We start from the raw sequence: 16,878 nt of genomic DNA on the forward strand, positions 1-16,878 counted from the left end.
AGAGTCGATAACTGCGACGAACGTCGAAGTTCCCTTGCGTTTGCCCAACATTGTCCATCATGAGTCTATCAACTTCGCGTGTGGTGCCTGTTGAATGCGGAGACAGGGGATCGCCGGAACCTGAGGTGCAGAGACTCGGGTCGCGTCAACAGGCAGGCGGAGCGGAACAATCAAGCAAATCGTGGTGCGACGATGCCTGCCGCCTTTGCCGGGGCGGGCAGGGCGGAGGTATTTCATCGCTGCAGCGCGGCGCGTTCTGCGTTCGGCGTGCGTCGCTGTCGTCGGTTGCTCGCTGTGCGAGCAGGCTCACGCGCTCGACTTCTTTGGCCTGTTCGGTTCCGACGATCCGCCGCCGGTCAGCGCCACGACGCTGTCCTATCGGCTGGAGATCGAAGCCAAGGCGCCGGAGGGCAAGAACGATAGCGACGCCGAACAGGCATTGCGCGATGCCGCCGGCACCTATCGCCTTCGACAGGAACCGCCGCCGGACGGGGAAGGTCTCGCGCGCCGGCTGCAGGCGGATACCAATCCGCTGCTCGATGCCCTTTGGGGGCTTGGCCGCTACAACGCCCAGATCGATGTGACGATAGATGGAGTTCCAATCTCCCTCGACGAGATCGGGCTTGCCGCGGCCGCGCGCCGGGCCGACAGCTTTCGCAATCGGACCGTTGTGCCCGTCAAGGTCATCGCGCGACTTGGTCCGTTGTTCAAGCTGCGTGCCGTTGATGTAGACTATCCGCGCGACCAAGCGCCGCAGGGATTGCCGCGCCGCGCGTTTGCGCTGAAGTCCGGCGATCCCGCGATCTCTGCCGACCTGCGCGCCGCGCAGGTGAAGCTCGTCGACTGGTTCCGCAGCAACGGACATCCGCTCGCGAAGGTCGCCGACGTCAAGGCCACCGTCGATCATGGCGCCGCCGCGATGGACCTTCGGCTGCGGGTCGAAGCGGGCCCCAAGGCCGGCATCGGCGCCGTGACGATCTCGGGCGGAGACGTCGATCCGAGAGTAGTGGCCACGCACGTCTATCTGAGGGAAGGCGAGCCTTATTCGCCAGAGCGGCTCGCCTTGGCGAAAACCTCGATCGCAAAGATCCCGGCCATCGGGGGAATTCGCGTCCGCGAGGCGGACCAGCTCGATGAGAATGGCAATCTGCCGGTCTTCATCGATTTGACGGAAAGGCCCAGGCACGCGGTGGGCCTCTCGGCGAAATATTCCACCGTCGATGGTCCCGGCATTGCTGGCTACTACGAGGATCGGAACATATTCGGCGGCGGCGAGCGCCTGAGGCTCGAAGCGTCCGCCTCGCTTTTGCAACGGATCGACGGCACGTCCTTCACCGGCTTCAATAGTCTGAGCGGCTCGGATTTCGGCGCACGCTTTACCGGCACCTTCATCAAGCCGGGCTTGTTCGGTACGGCCAACGATCTACTGATCGAGGCCACTGCGTTCCGCGAGCGCGTCGGCAACAACGACCTCGGCGGTTACACTGACGACACGGTGCGCGGCACATTCGGCGTGATCCATCGCTTTTCGGAGGCGGCTTCGCTGCAGGCCGGTCTCCAGGTCGAGCAATCGAAATCGCAGGACGTGCTGGGGCGGGTCGATGCGACATTGATCGGCTTCACGGCGACCGGCCGCTACGACACGACAGACAATCCGCTCGACCCCACGCGCGGTGTGCGCCTCTCGGCGACCGTCAATGCCTATCCGAAGCTGATGGGTTCCACGATCGATCTGTTCGAAGCGCGGGTTGCGGGCTCGGCCTATTATGCGCTCGACGAGCAGGCCGACTACGTGCTGGCGGGTCGGTTGGCCGCAGGCTCGCTTGCGGGCGCGCCGCTCGACCAGATTCCGGACGCACATCGCTTCTTCGCTGGCGGCGGCGGATCCGTACGCGGTTACGGCTTCAACACCATTTCGCCGATGATGTTCGGTCAAATCACCGGTGGTCGCAGCCTGATCGAGGGCTCCGCCGAGGTGCGGGTCAGGATCACTCCCACCATCGGCCTCGTGCCATTCTTCGACTTTGGCACCGCCTCCCGATCGTCCCTGCCAGGCTTCGACGACTATGTGGGCTACGGCGCGGGACTTGGGTTGCGCTATCTCACGCCGGTCGGCCCGATCCGCCTTGACGTTGCGACACCGCTGAACCCTCGCCCCGGCGACAGCCGTTACGCGATCTATGTCAGCATTGGGCAAGCCTTCTGATGCGCATCCGACGGCTGTTCATTATCGGTTCCGCCGTCGCGGCCTTGGGTCTCATCGCTGCCGCGGTGCTTGGTGTCGTTGTCTACGGAATGGTGGGCGGGAGCGGCGAGAACCAGCAGGATGTGCTGGCCAGTCTCGTCTCGCGGACGCTCTCGACGCCGGCGACCCAGGTCCATGTCGGCGCCGTCGATGGTGTGCTGTCCTCGGATGCAACGGTCCGCGACGTTAGCATCACCGACAAGGACGGTGTCTGGCTGACGCTCGACAAGGCGCGCCTCGTCTGGCGACGCAGCGCATTGTTGCTGGGGCGGCTGGAAATCGACCGTCTCGAGATCGGCACACTTGAGATCAGGCGAAAGCCGCTTCCGTCCGACCAGCCTGCCGCCGAGTCCGATCAGCCGATGCTGCCTGACCTTCCGGTGAAGGTGCAGGTGAAGGCTTTCGACCTGCGGGCCCTGACGCTGGGACAGTCGATTCTGGGTGAAGCTTTGAGTGTCGCGGCGACCGGCAATACCGAGTTCGGCTCGCCCTCGGAAGGGCTCGTCTTCAACCTCGATGCCACCCGCAAGGATTTTCCGGGCCACTTCAAGGCCGCTCTCGCCTACGTTCCGCAGGGAAATGCGCTTACCCTCGACGTCACGCTCGACGAGCCAGCCCACGGACTCATGTCGAAGCTCGGCCATCTGCCGGGCGAGCCGCCCGTCACATTCGCACTGGGAGGCAAGGGCACGCTCGACAGCTTTCGCGGTGCCCTGAAGTTGCAGGCCGGCCCCACGATCGATGCGACCGGCACGATTGCGCTTGACCGAAACGGCGCGGCCCGAGTGCTCGCAACGCGCCTTGCCAGTCACCTCGAACCGTTGTTGCCGGCGATCGCCGCGCCGGTCTTCGCGGGCGAAACCCATCTCGACAGTACGACGCATTTTGGTGACGACGGCAGCGTCGCCCTGGACGGGCTGACGCTGACGAGCCGTCTCGCACGGCTCGACGCGAAAGGTCTGCTCCGAGCTGACAAGGTCGTGGATTTTGCGGCTTCGATCCGCGCCTTGCCAAGCAACGGCGACGTGACCGAGACTGACCAAGGCTCGATCCGCAGCCTCGTCTTCGACAGCCGCGTCAACGGCCCAATCAAGGCTCCTACAGCATCGGTCAAGCTCGCGCTGTCGGGTGCTCATCTGCCGGACGGAGACGTCGAGACGCTTGATGCTTCGATCACGGCCGTTCCTCGTGCCGAGGCCAGCGATCCCGCAACGCGTATCATCCTTGACGCGAACCTGCGCGCTTCCGGCATCGCGCCACGCGACGCGAGTTTGGCGGCCGCGATCGGCAACACCGCGTCGCTCGTGCTCCATGGCGATACGGACCTGGGCGGCCGCGCCAGGATCGAGCGTCTCGAGGTCGGCACATCGACGGTTCAGGCCACCTATACAGGCGATGTCAGCGCCGATCGCCTGAATGGCCGGGCAACCGGAACCGTGCCCGACCTCGGCGCCTTTGCCGACCTTGCCGGGTTGAAGCTCAAGGGTTCGGTGGCGTTCGGCCTCGATCTCGACACGGATTTACAGCGTGGCAGCTTCGATATCAGAATGTCAGGTGCCGGCGAGAAGCTTGCGACGGGACTTGCGGCGCTCGATGGGCTCGCGGGGGCGCGGCTCGCACTGGCAGCCGACATCTCTGCTGACGGACGCGACACTTACACGGTCCGCGACGCGTCGATCGATGGTGCCCATGTTGCGGTTCGCGCCAAAGGAACAGTGACGCGCGACTCGAGCGACCTGTCGGCGCGTGTGGACCTGCCGGATCTCTCGGCGGCCGATGCTCGCCTCACCGGTGCGGGAGCTCTCGACGTCGGCCTGACAGGCGGGCTCGCGCATCCCGGGGTTTCGTTCGTGGCCTCGGTGGATCGTGCCACCGCGATGCGGCGTCCGATTCCGCATCTCGGGCTCGCCGCGACGGTCAACGACATCAATGGAGTCTGTGCTGTCGAGGCCGAGCTCGACGGCTCCGTCGACGGCAAGCCAGCGCGCGGGATTGTTCAGTTGAGTCGTCGATCGTCGGAGCCCGACGATCGCGCAGCTCCCGCCCTTGCCGGATGGCACGCAAAGACCGTCGACATCGCGATCGGATCGGTATCCCTGAAGGGGGCAGCAACGATCGACGCCCAGAGATTCGCCAGCGGGCAGATTCGCTTCGCAGCCGGGGCGCTCGCCGATCTCTCGCCGCTTGCGCTTACAGAGCTCGCCGGTTCGGCCTCACTCGACCTTGCCGCTTCGGCCGATGGCGGCCAACAGTCGATCCGGCTTGCCGGCAAGGGCGCGGGAATCCGTGCCGCGGGTGCGGCCGTCCGCAGTTTCGATCTGCGCGCCGATGGCGCCGATCTCTACAGCCATCCGGTGCTCAATGCTGATGCGCAGGTCAATGGTGCCGAGTTCGGCGGTCAGACAGTCTCAAACGTCACGCTGGCGGCCGCGGGCAATGCCGATGCGAGCACGATCGGCCTGTCCGCCAAGGCTGCCGGATTCGATCTCGATGCCGTGGGTGCACTGACCACCAGGGAGCGGGTGCGGTTCGATCTCAACCGCTTCACCGCGCGCCGTGGCGCCAAAGCGATTGCGCTGCAGGGCCCCGCGGGCTTCACGCTCGACGATGGCACGGTGCTGATCGAGCATCTGGCGCTCGGGATTGGACGCGGCCGCTTCACGGTGGACGGCAAGGCCGGCCAGGTGCTCGACCTTAAGGCCATGGCCAGCGCGATCCCGCTCGGCGAGGCCGATGTCGCGATACCCGGTCTGGGCCTGAGCGGGACCCTCGACGCGTCAGCGGCCATTGCGGGCTCCATGAGCGCGCCGACCGGCCAGTACAAAGTCGCGGTCAAGCAGCTCACCGCGCCGCAGACCAGAAGCGCCGGTCTGCCGCCGATCGACGTTGCCGCGGACGGACGGCTCGATGGCAGCCGCGCGAGCCTGAACACCACAATTGCCGCGGGAAGAGCCGGTGCGATCGCGGCGTCGGGCACGGTGCCGCTCGACGCCACGGGTCCGATCGTGCTGACCGCGAAGGGCCGCCTCGATGCCGCCGTCGCCAATGCCGCGCTTTCCGCCTCCGGCCGTACCGTGTCCGGCAGCGTTACGCTCGATGCCCGTGTCGGCGGCACGCGTACCAGGCCACAGATCGGCGGTGTCGCCACCATGAGCGGAGGTACCTTCCGTGACAGCATGCTCGGTACGCGCCTTGATGCCGTCGAGGCGAAAATCACCGCCGAAGGAGAGCGCATCGTCGTGGAGCGCCTGACCGCGGTGACGCCCAACGGCGGTACGTTGTCCGGCTCCGGCGAGGTAAGGGTCGCCCCGGATGCAGGTTTTCCAGGCACGATCTCGATTCGCGGTCAGCAGGCGACGCTTGCTTCCAGCGCGCTGGCGACCGCGCAGGCCAATCTCGCTATCGACGTCACAGGCGCTCTGGCGCGCGATCCGCGGATCGTCGGTCGCGTCGACTTGACTCGCGTCAACGTCGATATTCCGGATCGCCTGCCGTCGACGCTGAAGCCGATCGACGGCATCAACCATGTGAACGCCTCGGGGCAGGCCGCTGCACGGCTCGCAGCTGCGCGCAAGGCCGAGACGCCGAAAGGCAACAAGAAGCGTCCGGCGCTCTTCAACGCCGCGCTCGACGTGACAGTTTCGGCGCCGAACCACGTCTTCATCCATGGCCGCGGGGTAACCGCAGAACTCGGCGGCTCCGTTCATGTCGGCGGCACGAGCAACGCGCCGGTTCCGAAGGGGGCTTTCTCGCTCTATCAGGGCAAGCTGGTGGTGCTCGGAAAGACGCTGACCTTCACCAAGGGCAATCTCTCCTTCAATGGCGATCTCGCGCCCGAGCTCGATTTCGCGGCAGAGATACAGGCCTCTGACATCACCGCGCAGGTCGGAATCTCGGGCCCGGCGGCCGCGCCGGTCTTCGCCTTCCATTCGCAGCCCGAGTTGCCGCAGGACGAGATCCTGTCGCGCATTCTCTTTCAGAAGGGTTCGGGCAGCCTGACGACCTCGCAGGCCGTGCAGCTCGCCGGGGCCGCCGCTCAGTTCGCAAGCGGTGGCGAGGGAACGGTGGACCGCATGCGCCGCTCGCTCGGGGTCGACAATCTGGACGTGGGCGCCGGGGCGGGCGGTCCGATGGTCGGCGCCTCGCGCGCGATCGGCGACAGGCTGAGCGTGGGCGTGCGGACGGGCGCGAGCGCCAGCCAGTCAGGAGTGTCGGCCAATGTCGACGTGACGCGCCATATCCGCGTCGAGTCGGATGTCGATGCGAAGGGCTCGACATCCGTCGGAGTCGGCACGCGATTCGAATGGTAAGGGCGACCGAGATCGCGCCTCACTTCGTGGTGTAGCCGCCGTTGACCAGGATGGTCTGGCCGGTCATCCACCAGCCGTCCGACACCAGCAGGCGGATCCACGGCACGATGTCCTTGATGTCGGTGAGCCCGGTCCTGGAGAAGCCCGACAGCGCCGCCGCCGATTTGTGATAGGCGACCGCGTCCGCGCCTTCGGCCGGATAGAAGAACGGCGTGTCCATCGGTCCGGGTCCGATCGCGGTGACCGAGATGCCGCGCGCGCCGAGCTCTTTCGATGCCGCGCGGGTGAAATGCTCGACCGGCGCCTTGGTCCCGGCATAGGCCGCATAGAACGGCGTGTAGGCGCCGAGCAGCGACGTCACCAGCGTGCAGATCTTGCCGTTGTCGTTGACGTGGCGGCCGGCCTCCTTGAGGAAGAAGAACGCGAACTTGGCGTTGACCGCGCTCATCGCGTCATATTCGGCTTCCGAGATCTCGATCATCGGTTTCTTCAACACCTTGCCGACGGTGTTAATCGCGATGTCGGGGCGGCCGATCGCGGCGACCGCCTCGGCGAACAGTTTTTCCATCGCGCCCGATGTCGTGAGGTTGGCCTGGAAGGCGACCGCCTTGCTGCCTGCGGCCTGCAGCGCCGCCACCGTCGCGTCGGCATCGGCCTTGGTGGCCGCGCTGTTGTAGTGGATCGCGATCGCAGCGATTCCGGTCTGATCGCAGCCGCTCGGCGATCTGACGCTGATGAATGTCGCAGGCCCCGGATATCTCGCACGCCGCGAACGCCCGACGATCTCGGCGCGCATTGGGCGGTCAACTACGCCTCGCCCTCCACCGGCCGCATCGAGGAGTGGGAGTGGAGCGAGCAGGGCGCAACGCGCACGATCGCGATGCGTGGCCGCGTCACCGTCAACAGCGCCGAGGCTTATATCGCCTGCTGCCTCGCCGGCCAGATTCCCGCGGACGACGTGAAGCGGCATATCGACGCCGCAGAGCTCGTTGAACTGATGCCGCGGCACCGCGCCGAGCCGATGCCGATGACCTTGCTCTATCCGCACCGTCAGCACCTGTCGCGGAGGCTGCCGGTATTTGCCGACTGGCTGACGGTTTTGCTGAAGCAGAAGCTGCTCGCGGCGGGGTAGGGCGCAGGCTGGTGTTCCCGGTCGGTGGGACGTATAATCCCTGTACTCGTGACGGTAATCTGATGACCACTTTGGTAAGCAAACTCGGCCCCGCAATCGCAGTGTTGGCGCTGTGCCTGAGCGGCCAGCAGGCCAGTGCCCAGGCCGGCCCGGTGCGCTACTGGACGCCGGGCTCGCTGTTCGGCTTCGGCGGCAGCCTTGCCGACGGCCAGAAGGCGGATACTTACGGAAACTTTCCGAGCTTTGACGCCGCCGGCGCGCAAGGCGGCGATTTCTCATACCTGAACGGCCGGCCCGACGGCTGGTTCGCCGGCAGCGAAGGCGGTCGCGTCGGCTGGAACGCACTCGGCCAATCAGCGGCGTTCGGCTCGCTGGAATATCAGGGCGCGCAGTTCGGATACAATTTCAGGGGCGTCGGTAATACGCCCGTGACCTTCTTCGCCGGCTTCGACACCCTGAAATACAATCCGCCCGGTGCCGGCGGACCGCTGGCGCCGTTCAGCGGCAATCCGGGTGTCAACGCCGGCTATTCGGCGCGCGCGGGACTCGAGTTCCGGCCGACTTCGAATCTCAGCCTGTCCTTCGGCGCGAGCTTCACCCAGCAAGGGGCGGAGCGGATGGACAGCGACATCCATTCGCAGCTGCTGCCCGGCCAGTCTCCGGTCCTGTTCGGCGGCCGCTAAGGCGCGATCAGATTAGGCTGAATCGTCATCGCGCTTTAGCTCTTTGTTTGAGCATGATCTTTTCGGAAAACCGCTTCGCACTTTTTCCGGATCAAGCTTTAGCGGGTCAGCGCAAGACGGCAGCGCTGCGGTCCTGATTCAACCAAAACTTCAGAACCCAAGAAGGCTCGAGCTCACGGGCACAGTCAGGATCGAAACATGGACATGCAGGGCAAGATCGCACTCGTCACCGCCGCGGGATCCGGCGCGGGCCGCGCCGGGGCACGCATCCTCGCGCGCGAGGGCGCGGCGGTCGCGGTGGTCGACCAGAACGAGGCCGGCGCGAAGGCGGTGGTCGACGAGATCAAAAAGGGCGGCGGACGCGCGCTGGCGCTGACCGGCGATCTGCGCGACGACGGCTTTGCGCGCGACATCGTCACGGCAACCGTGAAGGAATTTGGAGCGCTCGACTGCGTGTGGAATCACCTCGGCATTCCCGGTCCGTCCGTGATCGACGATCTGGAAGGCTGGGATCTCAGCGTCGATCTCAACCTGCGCTCGCAGCTGATCACCACCAACGCGGCGCTCGGCCAGATGACCGCGCGGCGCCAGGGCAGCATCCTGTTCACTGCATCGACCTCGGGCCTGGTCGGCTCGCCGTGGAGTCCGACCTATTCGGCGGCCAAGGCCGGCGTGATCGGGCTGGCGCGCGCGCTCGCCAAGCGCCACGCCAAGGACGGCGTCCGCGTCAACGCGATCTGCCCCGGTGCGATCGACACGCCGATGCTGCGGGTGTTCGTCAACCGGCCGGACCAGCCGGGCCACAACGAGGCCGATCCAGAGGAGCTGATCAAGGCCGCGGTCACCCGCAATCCGATGGGCCGCGCCGCGCGTCCCGAGGAGATCGCGGAGGTCGCGGTGTTCCTGCTGTCGGACAAGGCGTCGTTCGTCACCGGCATCGCGATGCCGGTCGACGGCGGGACGGTGGCGTAGCGTCTTCCAGGAATTGCCCTAAAGCATGATCCGGAAAAGTGCGAAGCGGTTTTCCGAAAAGATCATGCTCAGACAAAGAGCTAAAGCGCGATGACGATTCAACCTAATCTCATCGCGCTTTAGAACTTCGCCCTGATGCCGGCATAGGCGGCGAGCGGCATGCCGGGCACGAAGGTGCGCGGATCGGTCAGCTGCGCCATCAAATTGGGCGCGGCTCCGGCGCTGGCAAAGCCGCCAGTCTCGTAGAACGCGCCGCCGAGATAATAATGCTGGTTGAAGACGTTGTTGATCAGGCCGAACACCTCGATATTCGGCGTGATCCTGTAGGAGGTGTGCAGGTTCACGACCGCGTAGGCCGGGACCTTCTGGCTCTGGTTGGTGTCGTCGCCGATCAGCCACTGGCTGCCGACCACGTTGATGTCGGCGCCGACCTTCCATGCGTCGGTGGCGAGGTACTCGACACCTGCCTTGAAGCGGTGCGCCGGAATGCCCGGGATATGGTCGCCCGGCTTGACGTTGATGAACCGGACGTCATCGTTGTTCGGATCGGTCAGGGCGTTCGGGTTGTCGGGAGCCGGCAACGTGTTTGCGCTTCGATAGGTCGCATCGATGAAGGTGTAGTTGGCATAGGCGTTCCAGCGATTGACGCGGTAGTCGAGCTTGGCTTCGATACCCTGCCGCAGGGTCTGTCCCGCATTCTGGAAATAGCCGAAATTGCCTGTGCCGATGGGGCTCTGCACCCGGATGATGTCGTCGTCGGACAGAGTGTGGAACGCGCCGACGCCCCAGCTCAGCATGCCGGTCCTGGCGTCGTTGCCCCAGGTGCCGCGGAAGCCGGCCTCGATGGTGTGCGACACCACCTGCTTGAGCGGCGGATCGGACACCAGGAAGGAATCGATGACGCAGGGGCGGGCCGGATCGGAGCAGCCGAGCTCGAGCGGCGTCGGCGCGCGGTTGGCCTCTGAATAGCCGGCATAGAAGGTGAGGTTCGGCGTGATCTTGTAGGTGCCGCCGATCACCGGGTTGAGGCGCTGGAATCGGTTGCTGCTGTTGAGCTGGTCATTTGTCCCGGTCTGGTCCTGCAGATCGATCTGGGCATAGTTGAATCGTCCACCAGCAGTGACCGAGAACCTGTTCGTCACGTCGAAGGTATCGGTGAGATAGACGCCGGTGTAGGTGTTGGTGGCGCGCAAGTCGACCGGGGCGAGACCGGCATCGGGCTGGTTGATGAAGATGCCGGTGCCGGTCACGAACAGGTTTTTCGGATCGATGGTTCCGAGCTCGCTGGTCGCCGTGAATTTCGTGTTGCCGTGGTCGACGCTGACGCCCATCACGACGTGGCTGTCGTGTCCGAACAGCTTGTCCGAGTTGGTCAGCTGGGCTGTGCCGCCGAAGCTGTTGGTCGCGGCCCGGTTGCGGTCGACTTCGCCAAGGAAGGCGTTGCCCAGCGTGTTCGGAACCGAGGGACCTCCCGCCGGACCGAAAATCGGCAGGTCGTCGCCGATGCACAAACTGTCTCCCCCGTCGCAGGCATGCACGTCGGTGCCGTTGCCGTCGACATGGGTCTGCCGGAAGCCGCGGAAATAGGCATTGCCCTGGAAGGACCAGGTATCCGAGAAATTATGGTTCAGCGTGGCGTTGACGAAGGCGAGCTGAAGCAGCGTCGTCTGCGGCCAGGTGTAGACGCTCGACCAGCGCTGATTGAGCATCTGCACCGGCGTTGCCGCAACGTTGCCGAGCAGGTTGCTGGCGCCGGTGAAATTGACGTGAAATTCGGTGTCGTCGTTGCGTGCGCCAACATCCACATACATGCGGTTGATGTGCGACGAATTGGCGTAGTCGCGCCAGCCGCGATCATACGCGGATTCGAACGCAGCGTAGGCGGAGATGTTGTCCCTCTGGCCGCCGGCCTGCACGCTGCCCTGCACGCGCCCGTAAGAGCCGCCGAACAGTTCAGCCTCGGAGCCCTGATAGGTGAAGCCGTTCTTCATCTGGATGCTCAGCGCACCGCCGATCGCGTTGAGGCCGAACACCGGATTGTTGGGAAACAATGCGACGCTGTCGATGGCCTTTTCCGGGATGAAGTCCCAGTTGACCACGTCGCCCCAGGATTCGTTGATGCGCACGCCGTTCTGATAGACCGCGATGCCCTGCGGCGTGCCCTGGACCGGCGAGGCGGTAAAGCCGCGGTAGTCGAGGTTGCGCTGGAACGGATTGCCGGTCTGGTCGCCGAGCGTGACGCCGGGCAGCTTGCGGTTCACAGCATCGAGGAAGTTGGTCGAGTAGTTGTGGCTGAAATCCTGCGTCGTCATCACCGCGGTGTTGGACGGGACCTTGTCGCGATCAATCAGGGTGGAGTCGCGGTCGGAGGGGCCAGGTGCAGCGGTGCCGACATCGGGTCCCGCTGCCGGAGCAACAGGTCCGGTTCGGGTTCGCGCGGTTCGCGTGGTCCGAACCACCGGCCGTGCCGTCGGCCTTGCGCTGCGGGTGCCGGCCAGAGGTGTGGGCGCAATCACGTTGACGGGCGGCAGTTCAGTGGGGACCGGATCGGCCGTCTGAGCATGCAGGACAGTCGATGGCAGTGCAGAGCCAATAACAGCCAGCACGGCCGCAGCGCCTCGCGTATAGACCGAAGAAGACAAAGACCGTGTTGCCGCACGCAACAACGCAGCAGCCATGACGCCCACCCCCAAGCCGCGGTTCGGCTTGATCCCCGACGAACCTTGGCTCGGAGACTGCGGGAACGCCCTTGCTTTGGCAAACAAGATCAATCCCGGGGGACCGGGATTCTTTTCCATCTGGAATCGGGAAAAATTCCCGATTTTGATGGACGGGCACACGCACACGATACGGGCGGGATGATTCCGGCCGACTTGGCGCAAATTGGTGCCCAAAAGGCGGGCATCGCCACCTTTGGGACCGCCGATCGTCTCAGTCCTTGAACTCGCAGCCGAGGCGCTGCAGGGCCTCGTCGACCCAGCGGCGGTCGCTGGTGCCGGCGAGGATTTGCTGGATCGCCTTTTCCTCGGTCGCCTTCTTGGCCTCGGTCAGCTTGCAGATCGCCTCGGCGTCGTCATAGGGCACGCAGAGCACGCCGTCGTCGTCGGCCACGACGAGATCGCCGGGCTCGACGATCATGCCATCGATCGAGACGGCGCAGTTGATCTCGCCCGGGCCGTCCTTGTAGGGTCCGCGATGGGCGACGCCGGCGGCAAACACCGGGAATGATCCGGCGCGGATCGCGCCGGCATCGCGGATCGAGCCGTCGATCACGAAGCCCGCGACGCCCTTCTTCTCGGCCAAGGTCGACATGATCTCGCCGATGATGGCGTTGACCAGCACGCCGCCGGCATCGACCACGATGACGTCGCCGGGCTGGGCCAGGTCGATCGCCTTGTGGACCATCAGATTGTCGCCTGGCCGGGTCTTGACCGTCAGCGCCGGGCCGCCGAGCCAGCCGCCGGCATGCATCGGCTGCAGCCGGTTGGTGCCCGCGATCCGCGACATCGAATCGCTGATATTGGCGACCGGCAGGGTGCGGTAGCGCGCGACGAGATCGGGCGACACTTTCCGCTTCGCCTTGTGAATAGCAAATCCTATGGCCATCGGTTTTCTCCGGTATGTTGGGCGTGATTGTACGTTTGCAATCGGGACGATGGAAATATCTTGCTTGTAGGACCATCACCGTCATTGCGAGCGAAGCGAAGCAATCCATGCTTCCGCAGATGCTGAGCGATGGATTGCTTCGTCGCTGACGCTCCTCGCAATGACGGGGCCGGAAACATCGATCGCTTCGTTCAATGCGCGCGGCGTTCGAGATGGGCGTTGAGGCGAGGATAGACGCGGCGGGCGTTGCCTTCAAAGATCTTGGCCTTGTCCGCCGCGCTCAGCGGCAGCGCGTCGATATAGCGGCGGGTGTCGTCGAAGTGATGACCCGTTTCAGGATCGATGCCGCGGACCGCGCCGACCATTTCGGACGCAAACAGGATGTTCTCGACAGGGATTACCCTGGTCAACAGCTCGATGCCGAGCAAGTGATAGACGCAGGTGTCGAAGAACACGTTCTTCAAGAGATGCTCCGACAGCGGCGGCAGCTTCATGTCCTGCGCGAGGCCACGGTAGCGGCCCCAGTGGTAGGGCACCGCGCCGCCGCCATGCGGGATGATGAACCGCAGGGTCGGGAAGCGCTTGAACAGATCCGAAGTCAGGAACTGCATGAAGGCGGTGGTGTCGCCGTTGAGGTAATGCGCGCCGGTGCCGTGGAAGCAGGGATTGCAGGACGAGGAGACATGGACCATCGCCGGCACGTCGAGCTCGACCATCTTCTCATACAGCGGATACCACCATTCGTCGGTCAGCGGCGGATCGCACCAATAGCCGCCGGCGGGATCGGGGTTGAGGTTGCAGCCGACGAAGCCGAGCTGGGTCACGCAGCGCTCCAACTCCTCGATGCAGTTGGCAGGCTTGATGCCCGGGCTCTGCGGCAGCTGGCACACGGGGACGAAGTTCTGCGGGAACAGCGTGCAGACCCGGTGCACGAGGTCGTTGCAGATCGTGGTCCATTCGCGGCTGGTCGCTTCCTTGCCGACGTGATGTGCCATGCCGGCGGCGCGCGGCGAGAAGATGGTGACGTCGGTGCCGCGCTCCCTTTGCAGGCGAAGCTGCGCGCCCTCGACGCTGGAGCGGATCTCGTCATCGGTGATGCCGAGATTGGTGGTGAGCGGCCGGCGCGACTTGTCGGCGAGGCCGGCGAGCTGCTTGTCGCGGAAGATCTGCAGCTTGGCCGGCTCGGTGGTGTAATGGCCGTGACAATCGATGATCATGGTTGCTTCCTTGGCAGGGGTGTCAGTGTGCGACGGATGACGGGATCGCGCCCGTCAATTCCGTCTCGCGCGGCTTGACGCGCATGGTGGCGGCGATGGCGGAGGCGACGAGCAGGAAGCCGGCGATGCCGACCAATGCCCAGGAGAAGCTTCCGGTGGAGTCCTTGATCAGGCCGATGCACCACGGCCCGATCAGGCCGCCGAACTGCGCCAGCGTGTTGACCAGCGCGATCGAGGCGGCGCCGGCCGCGCCGGTCAGCAGCGAGGCATTGATGCTCCAGAACAGCGGGTTGCCGGCATTGAGGCTGAAGCCGACGATGCACAGGAACACGAAGGCCAGCACCGGGCTCGCGACATAGGCGCTGCCGAGCATCGCGACGGCGGCGAGCAGATAGACCGCCGCGAGATGAAACTTGCGATCGCCGGTCTTGTCCGAGCTGCGGCTGACCACGATAGTGCCGATGACGCCGAGCAGCGGCGGGATCGCCGAGAGGAAGCCGACCTGGATGTTGCTGAGATTGCCCATGCCCTTGATGATCTGCGGCAGCCACAGCAAGAGGCCGTAGATCCCGACCAATGCGCAGCCGAACAGCGCCGCCAGCAGCCAGACCCGGATATCGAGCACGCATTCGATCAACCTGTGCTGCCCCTGTTGTTCGATCTCGGCCCGCTCGGCGGCGAGTTCGCCCTCCAGCCAGGCCGCCTGTTCCTTGGTGAGCCAGCTCGCCTTGGCCGGGCGGTCGGTGAGATAATAGAGCGTGAACAGGCCGAGCAGAATGGTCGGCACGCCCTCGGCGAGGAACATCCATTGCCAGCCGTGGAGACCGGCAGTGCCATCGAACGAGGTCATGATGCTGGTCGAGATCGGCCCGCCCAAAACCGCCGAGAACGAGCCGGCGATGATGTATCCCGCCACCGCGCGGGCGCGATAGCGCGCCGGGAACCAGTAGGTGAGGTAAAGCACCACGCCGGGCATGAAGCCGGCTTCCGCGACGCCGAGGCCGAACCGCATGACGTAGAGGCTGAGCGGATTCCAGACAAAGGCGGTCAGCGCGGCGACGAGGCCCCAGGTGATCAGGATGCGCGCCAGCCAGATCCGGGCGCCGAGCCAGTGCAGCATCAGGTTGCTCGGCACCTCGAGCACCATGTAGCCGAGGAAGAAGATGCTGGCCGCGAAGCCGAAGATCGCGGGGCTGAGGCCGAGGTCCTTGTTCATCGTCAGCCCGGCATAGCCGAGATTGATACGGTCCAGATAGTTGAAGAACATCATCACGAACAGGATCGGGATCAGCCGCCAATAGACGCGGCGGATGGTCTGTTGTTCGAGCTCAGTGACGGACGCTCCGGCCATTGCAATCCTCCCGTTCATTGTAATGGCGTTCATTGGGTCGCGACGCCATTTCGGATGTTGTTAGGGTGTCCAGTCTCTCGTTCGTGCGGCAGCCGTTCGGCGTCGTCCGAAGCTGCGCCTGCTGTCATCGTTCTGAGGTCGATGCCCTGCTGCTCGGGCAGCAGCAATGCCGCGCAGAACGCGGCGGTGTAGCCGCAGATGGCGCAGATCGCCATTGCGTCGCCGAGATGCATCCGCGTCGAGAGAATGCCGACGGTCGCCGGCACGATCGAGCCGAGGCCACGCCCTGCGCTGAGCGCGAATCCGGCGCCGTTGGCGCGGATGCTGGTTGGAAACAGCTCGGCAAAGGTCGGCATCAGGCCGGAGGCGAGGCCTGCCTGCAGCGCGCCGAGAAAGAATCCGAGGATGACCGTGATGCCCTGTCCGATCGGCGCTTGGGTGTACACGACGACGTTCAGTGCCTGGCAGACCAGGAACAGCATGAAACCCTTGCGGCGGCCGATGCGGTCGGTGATCAGGCCGAAGGCGATCGGTCCGACGAATGATCCGAAGATGTTGACGGCGAGATAGCCGGCGGTGTGCGTGACCGGTAGATGCAGCCCGGTTTGCAGATAGGTCGGCAGCCAGGTGATCATCACATAGGCCGCGCCAAGCGTGCCGGTCGTGAAGAAGGTCGCGACCAGCGTCTTGAACAGATGCTCGCCGGTGAAGATGGTCCAGAAGCTATGCGCCGGCGAGGCGGCGCGCTGTGCCTTCTCCTCGACGAAGATCGCGGATTCCGGCACGAAGCGGCGGACGAAGAAGACCAGCAGCGCGGGGAGGATTCCGATCGCGAAGAACACGCGCCAGGCCATGTCCTGCGACAGCCAGCCGAAGATGACGGGAAACAGCGCCACCGACAGCGCATTGCCGACGGCGTATCCGCTCTGGATCGCGGCGGCGACGCGGCCGCGCATGCCGGCCGAAACCACTTCGGCGACCAGCACGGCACCGACCGCGGCCTCGCCGCCATAGCCCATGCCCTGGATGGCGCGCGCGACCAAGAGATACCAGAAGCCGTCGGCAAAGGCGGCGGCAAAGGTCGAGACCGCGACCAGGAGGATGGTGAATTGCAGCACGCGCACCCGGCCGAACCGGTCCGCGGCAATTCCGGCGACCCAGCCGCCCAGGGCGGTGCCGATCAACGAGCTGGAAGCCAGAATGCCGGCGTCAGGCCGCGACAGGCTCAGCGTTGCGATCAGCGCCGGCGTGACCAGCGCGTAGATTGTCGTGTCCATCGAATCGAGTGCAAGGCCGCCGAAGGCGGCGAAGAAGGTCTTGCGTTCGACGGTGGACAGCTTGGACAGCCACCCCAGATTCATG

General features: G+C 65.1%; 9 protein-coding genes and 2 pseudogenes. 5 read left to right on the forward strand and 6 right to left on the reverse strand.

What is annotated here, in order from left to right; genetic code table 11:
* Positions 1 to 181: 181 nt before the first annotated feature.
* Positions 182 to 2,206 carry an autotransporter assembly complex family protein gene (locus tag J2R80_RS14665; protein ID WP_246786742.1) on the forward strand — a complete coding sequence of 675 codons (2,025 nt, stop codon included), beginning with the start codon at positions 182 to 184 and terminating at the stop codon, positions 2,204 to 2,206.
* Entirely contained in the window at positions 2,206 to 6,555 is a 4,350-nt protein-coding gene (locus J2R80_RS14670; RefSeq protein WP_253638796.1) for a translocation/assembly module TamB domain-containing protein, read from the forward strand. Before J2R80_RS14665 ends, J2R80_RS14670 begins: the two co-directional genes overlap by 1 nt.
* Before the next feature lie 19 nt (positions 6,556 to 6,574).
* Here J2R80_RS14670 and J2R80_RS14675 read toward each other — a convergent pair.
* Positions 6,575 to 7,255 (reverse strand): annotated as a pseudogene (locus J2R80_RS14675) (SDR family oxidoreductase); the annotation flags it as partial.
* Between J2R80_RS14675 and J2R80_RS14680 the strand changes: the two are divergent.
* From J2R80_RS14680 to J2R80_RS14690, 3 genes and pseudogenes are all read left to right on the forward strand, one after another.
* A pseudogene (locus tag J2R80_RS14680) lies at positions 7,247 to 7,687 on the forward strand (LysR substrate-binding domain-containing protein); the annotation flags it as partial. The pseudogenes J2R80_RS14675 and J2R80_RS14680 sit on opposite strands and share 9 nt — an antisense overlap.
* A gap of 62 nt (positions 7,688 to 7,749) precedes the next feature.
* Positions 7,750 to 8,370: a hypothetical protein gene (locus tag J2R80_RS14685; protein WP_076826023.1), complete on the forward strand. Its 621-nt coding sequence runs from the start codon at positions 7,750 to 7,752 to the stop codon at positions 8,368 to 8,370.
* A gap of 198 nt (positions 8,371 to 8,568) precedes the next feature.
* Entirely contained in the window at positions 8,569 to 9,342 is a 774-nt protein-coding gene (locus J2R80_RS14690) for an SDR family NAD(P)-dependent oxidoreductase (RefSeq protein WP_076826024.1), read from the forward strand.
* 119 nt (positions 9,343 to 9,461) lie between these two features.
* Here the strand turns inward: J2R80_RS14690 and J2R80_RS14695 are convergent, their stop codons facing one another.
* The 5 genes from J2R80_RS14695 to J2R80_RS14715 all read right to left on the reverse strand — a co-directional run bounded on the left by J2R80_RS14695 (position 9,462) and on the right by J2R80_RS14715 (position 16,877).
* Positions 9,462 to 11,948: a TonB-dependent receptor domain-containing protein gene (locus J2R80_RS14695; RefSeq protein WP_309143756.1), complete on the reverse strand. Its 2,487-nt coding sequence runs from the start codon at positions 11,946 to 11,948 to the stop codon at positions 9,462 to 9,464.
* A gap of 325 nt (positions 11,949 to 12,273) precedes the next feature.
* Positions 12,274 to 12,948 (reverse strand): RraA family protein, encoded by a 675-nt coding sequence (locus J2R80_RS14700; RefSeq protein ID WP_141340726.1) that lies wholly within the window; start codon positions 12,946 to 12,948, stop codon positions 12,274 to 12,276.
* Between the two features lie 191 nt (positions 12,949 to 13,139).
* Entirely contained in the window at positions 13,140 to 14,165 is a 1,026-nt protein-coding gene (locus J2R80_RS14705) for an amidohydrolase family protein (RefSeq protein WP_141340727.1), read from the reverse strand.
* A gap of 22 nt (positions 14,166 to 14,187) precedes the next feature.
* On the reverse strand, positions 14,188 to 15,516 hold the full coding sequence (locus J2R80_RS14710) for an MFS transporter (protein ID WP_141340728.1): 1,329 nt from the start codon (positions 15,514 to 15,516) through the stop codon (positions 14,188 to 14,190).
* 29 nt (positions 15,517 to 15,545) lie between these two features.
* A complete protein-coding gene (locus tag J2R80_RS14715) occupies positions 15,546 to 16,877 on the reverse strand; it encodes an MFS transporter (RefSeq protein WP_141340729.1) in 1,332 nt (443 codons plus the stop codon).
* Between the last annotated feature and the right edge of the window lies 1 nt (position 16,878).

The sequence above is a fragment of the Bradyrhizobium sp. USDA 4541 genome, from assembly GCF_024171085.1.
Lineage (GTDB): Bacteria > Pseudomonadota > Alphaproteobacteria > Rhizobiales > Xanthobacteraceae > Bradyrhizobium > Bradyrhizobium australafricanum.

Coding starts and splice junctions, on each gene's coding strand:
- J2R80_RS14710 (WP_141340728.1), bottom strand. CDS start 15,516: ATGGCCGGAGCGTCCGTCACTGAGCTCGAACAACAGACCATCCGCCGC.
- J2R80_RS14715 (WP_141340729.1), bottom strand. CDS start 16,877: ATGAATCTGGGGTGGCTGTCCAAGCTGTCCACCGTCGAACGCAAGACC.
- J2R80_RS14705 (WP_141340727.1), bottom strand. CDS start 14,165: ATGATCATCGATTGTCACGGCCATTACACCACCGAGCCGGCCAAGCTG.
- J2R80_RS14700 (WP_141340726.1), bottom strand. CDS start 12,948: ATGGCCATAGGATTTGCTATTCACAAGGCGAAGCGGAAAGTGTCGCCC.
- J2R80_RS14690 (WP_076826024.1), top strand. CDS start 8,569: ATGGACATGCAGGGCAAGATCGCACTCGTCACCGCCGCGGGATCCGGC.
- J2R80_RS14670 (WP_253638796.1), top strand. CDS start 2,206: ATGCGCATCCGACGGCTGTTCATTATCGGTTCCGCCGTCGCGGCCTTG.
- J2R80_RS14685 (WP_076826023.1), top strand. CDS start 7,750: ATGACCACTTTGGTAAGCAAACTCGGCCCCGCAATCGCAGTGTTGGCG.